The sequence below is a fragment of the Streptomyces sp. NPDC054956 genome (assembly GCF_053609185.1).
This window is the reverse complement of record NZ_JBSGXB010000424.1, coordinates 1-5,378: the sequence shown is the minus strand read 5'-3', so window position 1 is coordinate 5,378 and position 5,378 is coordinate 1. Positions and strand designations below refer to the sequence as shown.

Sequence of the window (5,378 nt, the reverse complement as noted above, 5' to 3'; positions counted from 1 at the left end):
CCCCTCGCCGCCCGCCCCCCCCCCCCCCCGGCCCGGCGCGGAAGGACACTGGACTCCCGGGACGCCCCCCGGTCACTGTCGAAGTCACCGAGTGCGTGGGCCCCGCCAACCCCCAACCCCGCCCCCGACCAGCCGCCGCAGCCACCACCCCGCTCGCAGCCCGGGTCACCCCGCAGCCCAGCCCCCTCACTCCTCCGGCGGGAACACCGCCTCGCCGCTGCCCAGCATCGTGATCATGATGGCCTCGACGGGGCAGCCTTCCGCCGCCGTCAGGACCGGCTCGTTGGCGTCCGTCTCCGCCGCTCGCGGGTGGGACTGGCGTGCCGAGTCGAGGGCGAAGCCGTCCGGGGCGTGGTTCACGCACATCCCCGAGCCGATGCAGACCCCTCGGTCCACTTCGACGTGCCACCGGTCACCCATCACTCACCGGCCGCGGGGGGTTCGTAACCGGCCGGCAGGTGGATCATCTTGTGCTCCAGGTACTCGCTCAGCCCCTCGGGGCCGAACTCGCGGCCGACGCCGCTGTTCTTGTAGCCGCCGAACGGGCCCAGCATGTCCAGGCTGAAGGTGTTCACGTTGAAGGTGCCGGTGCGCACCTGCCGCGCGAAGTCGATGCCGTGCTCGACGTCCCCGGTCCAGACGCTGCCGCTCAGCCCGAACTCCGAGTCGTTGGCGATCCGCAGGGCCTCCGCCTCGTCCCCGTACGGGATCAGGCAGACGACCGGGCCGAAGATCTCCTCGCGGGCGATCCGCATCGAGTTGTCGACGTCCCCGAAGAGGGTCGGCTCCACGTACCAGCCCTGGTCCAGGCCCGCCGGACGGCCGCCGCCGGCGAGGACCTTGGCGCCCTCCTCCTGGCCGATGCGGATGAAGTCGAGCGAGCGCTGCTGCTGCCGCTTGGCCACCAGCGGGCCGAGCTGCGTCGCGGGGTCCATCGGGTCGCCGACGACCAGCGCCCCGGCCGCGGCGGCGAGCGCCTCGGCGATCTCCGCGTAGCGGCTGCGCGGGGCGAGGACGCGGGTCTGGGCCACGCAGGCCTGGCCGTTGTTCATCCAGGCAGCGGGGACGATGCCGGCGATGGCGGTGTCCAGGTCGGCGTCCGGGAGGACGACGGCGGCGGACTTGCCGCCGAGTTCGAGGGTGACGCGGGTGAGGTTCTTGGAGGCGACCTCCATGACCCGCCGGCCGGCGCCGACGGAGCCGGTGAAGGCGACCTTGTCGACTCCGGGGTGTCCGACCAGGTACTCGCTGACCTCGCGGTCGGCGGGCAGGATCGACAGCACGCCCTCGGGCAGCCCGGCCTCGCGGGCGATGTCGGCGAGGATGTAGGAGTCGAGGACCGCCTCCGGGGACGGCTTGAGGATGACCGTGCATCCGGTCAGCAGCGCGGGCGCCAGCTTGGCGGCGGCGACGAACTGCGGGACGTTCCACGGGATGACGGCGGCGACGACGCCGACCGCCTCGCGCCGGACGAGGATGTTGCCGAGCACGCCCTGGCGGTACTCCTCGTAGGGGTACGCACGGGCGACGGTGATCGCGGCGTCGTAGACCATCATCGGGCCGAGCGCCTGGGCGAGGATGCTCCAGGAGTACGGGGACCCGTTCTGGGAGCTGATCGAGGCGGCGATCTCCTCGTGGCGGACGGCTATCGCGTCCTTGATCCGGGTGACGACGGCGATCCGCTCCTCGAGCGAGGTGCGCGGCCACGGGCCTTCGTCGAAGGCCTTACGGGCCACGGCCACGGCCCGGTCCACGTCCGCCTTCGAGGCGTGCGGGACGCTGCCGATGACCTGCTCGGTGTGGGGCGAGACGACTTTGATCGTCTCGGAGCCCAGCGGATCGGTCCACTCCCCGCCGATGAGCAGTTGTCCGTGTTCCACGAGCTCGGTCATGGCTGATGCCTCCTGCGGCTTGGCGTTCCAGAACTGATACCAGTTCTAGTTCTAGGAGTCCACGGCCCTGACCGAACCGCCTCCTTCGACACACCAAAGATCCAACGACTAGTCAGAAAGGCCCGGAGGTGGTCGACTTGGGCGACTATTGCAACAGGTTCTTGTGAGCACGGCCTCGTGAGAGTGGAGCCCTTCATGCCAGAGGACACAGAGGACACAGAGGACAGGACACAGGGAGACGCGACACAGGCGGACGCGCCCCACGTCACCGACCACGGCGGCGGCGTGTGGGGCATCAAGGTGCCCATCCCCGACAACCCGCTCGGCCACACCCTCGTCCACGTCCTCGACACCGACCGCGGGCCGGTCCTGATCGACACCGGCTGGGACGACCCCGAGTCCTGGGACACCCTCGTCGCCGGCCTCGGCGCCCTCTCCCTGGCGATCGCGGACGTCCACGGCGTGGTCATCACCCACCACCACCCCGACCACCACGGCCTGTCCGGCAAGGTCCGCGAGGCCTCCGGCGCCTGGATCGCCATGCACGCCGCCGACACCGAGGTCGTCGTGCGCACCCGCGCCTCCGAACCCGGTGTCTGGTTCGACTACATGAGCGAGAAGCTGGCCACCGCCGGAGCCCCCGAGGAGCACATCGCCCCGCTGCGCGCCGCCCGCGCGAGCGGCCGCATGCGCACCCTGCCCGGGCTGCGGGCCGCCGTCCCCGACCGGGAGATCGTCCCCGGCGAGCTGCTGCCGCTGGCCGGCCGCAAGCTGCGGGCCATCTGGACCCCGGGGCACACCCCGGGCCACGTCTGCCTGCACCTGGAGGAGGAGCACCCGGCGAACCTGCCCGGCAACGGCCGCCTCTTCTCCGGGGACCACCTGCTGCCCGGGATCTCCCCGCACATCGGCCTCTACGAGGACCCGTCCTCCGAGATGGCCACCGACCCCCTCGGCGACTACCTCGACTCCCTCGAACGCATCGGCCGCCTCGAACCCGCCGAGGTGCTCCCGGCCCACCAGTACGCCTTCACCGACGCCCCCGGCCGCGTACGGGAGCTCCTGGACCACCACGAGGAGCGGCTGACCGGGCTGTGGGAGCTGCTCGCCGAGCCGCTGACCCCGTGGGGGCTGGCCGAGCGGATGGAGTGGAACCGGCCCTGGGAGCAGATCCCGTACGGCTCCCGCAACATCGCCGTCTCCGAAGCGGAAGCCCATCTGCGCAGGCTCGTCAAGCAGGGCCGCGCGGAGGCGGTCCCCGGCAGCGACCCGGTCTCCTACCGCGCCCTGTAAGGGGCTCGGCCGGGCGGCGCCACCCGGCACGTCGGCTACGGGCCGGTAGAGTATGGGCGTCGTCCACACTTCCGTACGGGGGGAAGCCGGTGCAATTCCGGCGCTGACCCGCAACCGTGACCCTCCCTCGGCACCGCCGGGGCGGGGAGCCGGACTGCCCCGTACCGGAGGTGCGCGGCTCGTGCCGCCGGGTCCCCCGGCGGCCGGCACCGTCGAGGTAAACGGAGCCGGAGCCCGGTACCAGCCTCCGCTGTGCTGCCTGCCTCCGGGTCCCCAGCACGAGAGGCACCCGCCCCGCCATGAACGTCCGCCGCAGCGCCGCCGCGCTCGCCGCCTCCGCCGTGCTCTGCGTGGCCGCCGCCCCCGCGGCCTTCGCCGACGTCGCCACGCCCACGCCGGTGCCCGCCCCCTCCGGTCTCTTCGGCAAGAAGGACCCGCAGTACGACGGTGTGTGGCGCCAGTCGTTCGCGCTCCTCGCCCAGCACACCGTCGGGGTCCGGCCCGCCGCGAAGGCCGTGGACTGGCTCGTCGGCCAGCAGTGCGCCGACGGCTCCTTCGCCGCCTTCCGCCCCGACGCCGCCAAGCCCTGCGACGCCTCCTCGTTCATCGACTCCAACGCCACCTCGGTCGCCGTGCAGGCCCTGGCCGCGGTCGGCGGCCACGCCGACACGGTGAAGAAGACGGTCGGCTGGCTGAAGTCCGTGCAGAACCAGGACGGCGGCTGGAGCAGCAACCCCGGCGGCGCCATGGACAGCGGTTCGGACGCCAACTCGACCGCCCTCGTGATCCGCGCCCTGGAGGCCGCCGGTGAGAAGCCGGCCGAGGTCAAGTCGAAGGGGGGCAAGTCCCCTTACGAGGCCCTGCTCACCTTCCAGCTGGGCTGCTCGGCCGAGCCGGCCGCCGACCGGGGCTCCTTCGCGTTCCAGCCGGTCGGCGGCAAGCTGTCCGCCAGCGCCGACGCGACGGCCGCCGCCGTCCTGGCCGGACTCGGCACGGGCCCGGTCGTCTCCCCTTCCCCCACGGACACCCCCGCGGCCCCGCTCACCTGCCCGGCGACCGCCGGTGACCCGGTGGCGGCGGCCCAGGGCGGGGCCGGGTACCTGGCGGAGGTCCTGAAGAAGGACGGCCACCTCACCGCCCTCACCCCCGGCGCCGACCAGTCGACCGCGGACGTCGGCAACACCGCCGACGCGGTGATCTCCCTGGCCGCGGCCGGGCACAAGCAGTCGGCGGCCGGCGCGCTGGAGTGGCTGAAGACCGGCTCGGCCGAGTGGTCCAAGGACAACCCGGCCGGTCTCGCCACCCTGATCCTGGCCGCGCACGCCACCGGCACCGACCCGAAGGCCTTCGGCGGCACGGACCTCGTGGCGGCCCTGAACGCGACGGGCCCGGCGCCGGAGAAGGAGTCCTCCGAGAAGTCGGACAACTCCTCCAAGTCCTCCAAGCCCGTCAGCAACGTCTGGTGGATGGTCGGCGCGGGCGCGGCGGCCGGCATGGGCATCGGCATCGTGCTGAGCGGCCGCCGGAAGAGGAACCAGCTCTGATGCGCCGGCGCCTGACTCCGCTCGCCCTCACCGTCGGCCTGCTCCTCACCGTGCTGGCCGCGTCCCCCGCGCTCGCCTCGACGTACCGCTACTGGTCGTTCTGGGACGGCGCGGGCGGCCAGTGGAAGTACGCCACCCAGGGCCCCTCCTCGCTGCGCCCGGCGGACGGGTCCGTGCAGGGCTTCCACTTCGTGGTGAGCAAGGACGCCGCGGACCAGGCGGCCCCGCCGCGCACGGCCCCCGACTTCGCCGCGGTCTGCGCCGCCACCGCTCCGGTGGAGGGCAAGAAGCGGATCGCCGTGGTCGTCGACTTCGGCACGCCCGCGGACGCCCCCGAGGGCGACGCCCCGCCGCAGGACGCTCCGCGCACGGCGTGCGCGCAGGTTGGCCCGGACGCCACGGCGGCCGAGGCGCTGGCCGAGGTGGCGAAGCCGCTGCGCTACAACAGCGCGGCGCTGCTGTGCTCGGTCTCGGGGTACCCGAAGCAGGGCTGCGGCGAGCCCGTCGCGGACGCCGCCCCCGCGGGCCCGGACAAGGCGGACGGCGGCGGCCCGTCGGCGGGCCTCCTCGCCGGCATCGCGGCGGTGGCCGCCCTGGCCGCGGCCGCGATCTGGCAATCCCGCCGCCGCCGCTCCCGATGACACCGGAC

General features: G+C 73.5%; 5 protein-coding genes and 1 riboswitch. Of the genes, 3 read left to right on the top strand and 2 right to left on the bottom strand.

Translation table 11 applies throughout. The features are described 5' to 3' along the window. Positions 1 to 186 precede the first annotated feature (186 nt). The gene (locus ACWGDE_RS35800; RefSeq protein WP_453393249.1) at positions 187 to 420 is read right to left on the bottom strand and encodes a ferredoxin; all 234 of its coding nucleotides are present in this window, start codon (positions 418 to 420) and stop codon (positions 187 to 189) included. Then, positions 420 to 1,892, bottom strand: coding sequence for an aldehyde dehydrogenase (locus ACWGDE_RS35795; protein ID WP_453393248.1), 1,473 nt, complete (start codon positions 1,890 to 1,892; stop codon positions 420 to 422). Before ACWGDE_RS35795 ends, ACWGDE_RS35800 begins: the two co-directional genes overlap by 1 nt. A gap of 195 nt (positions 1,893 to 2,087) precedes the next feature. Here ACWGDE_RS35795 and ACWGDE_RS35790 point away from each other — a divergent pair, with 195 nt between their 5' ends. The 3 genes from ACWGDE_RS35790 (at position 2,088) to ACWGDE_RS35780 (ending at position 5,370) form a co-directional block, all read left to right on the top strand. Beyond that, entirely contained in the window at positions 2,088 to 3,185 is a 1,098-nt protein-coding gene (locus ACWGDE_RS35790; RefSeq protein ID WP_453393247.1) for an MBL fold metallo-hydrolase, read from the top strand. A gap of 81 nt (positions 3,186 to 3,266) precedes the next feature. Continuing rightward, positions 3,267 to 3,336, top strand: a riboswitch (cobalamin riboswitch). 148 nt (positions 3,337 to 3,484) lie between these two features. After that, complete coding sequence (locus tag ACWGDE_RS35785; protein WP_453393246.1) at positions 3,485 to 4,729, top strand: prenyltransferase/squalene oxidase repeat-containing protein; 1,245 nt, start codon at positions 3,485 to 3,487, stop codon at positions 4,727 to 4,729. Then, a complete protein-coding gene (locus tag ACWGDE_RS35780) occupies positions 4,729 to 5,370 on the top strand; it encodes an SCO2322 family protein (protein WP_453393245.1) in 642 nt (213 codons plus the stop codon). Before ACWGDE_RS35785 ends, ACWGDE_RS35780 begins: the two co-directional genes overlap by 1 nt. The last annotated feature ends 8 nt before the right edge of the window (positions 5,371 to 5,378 follow it).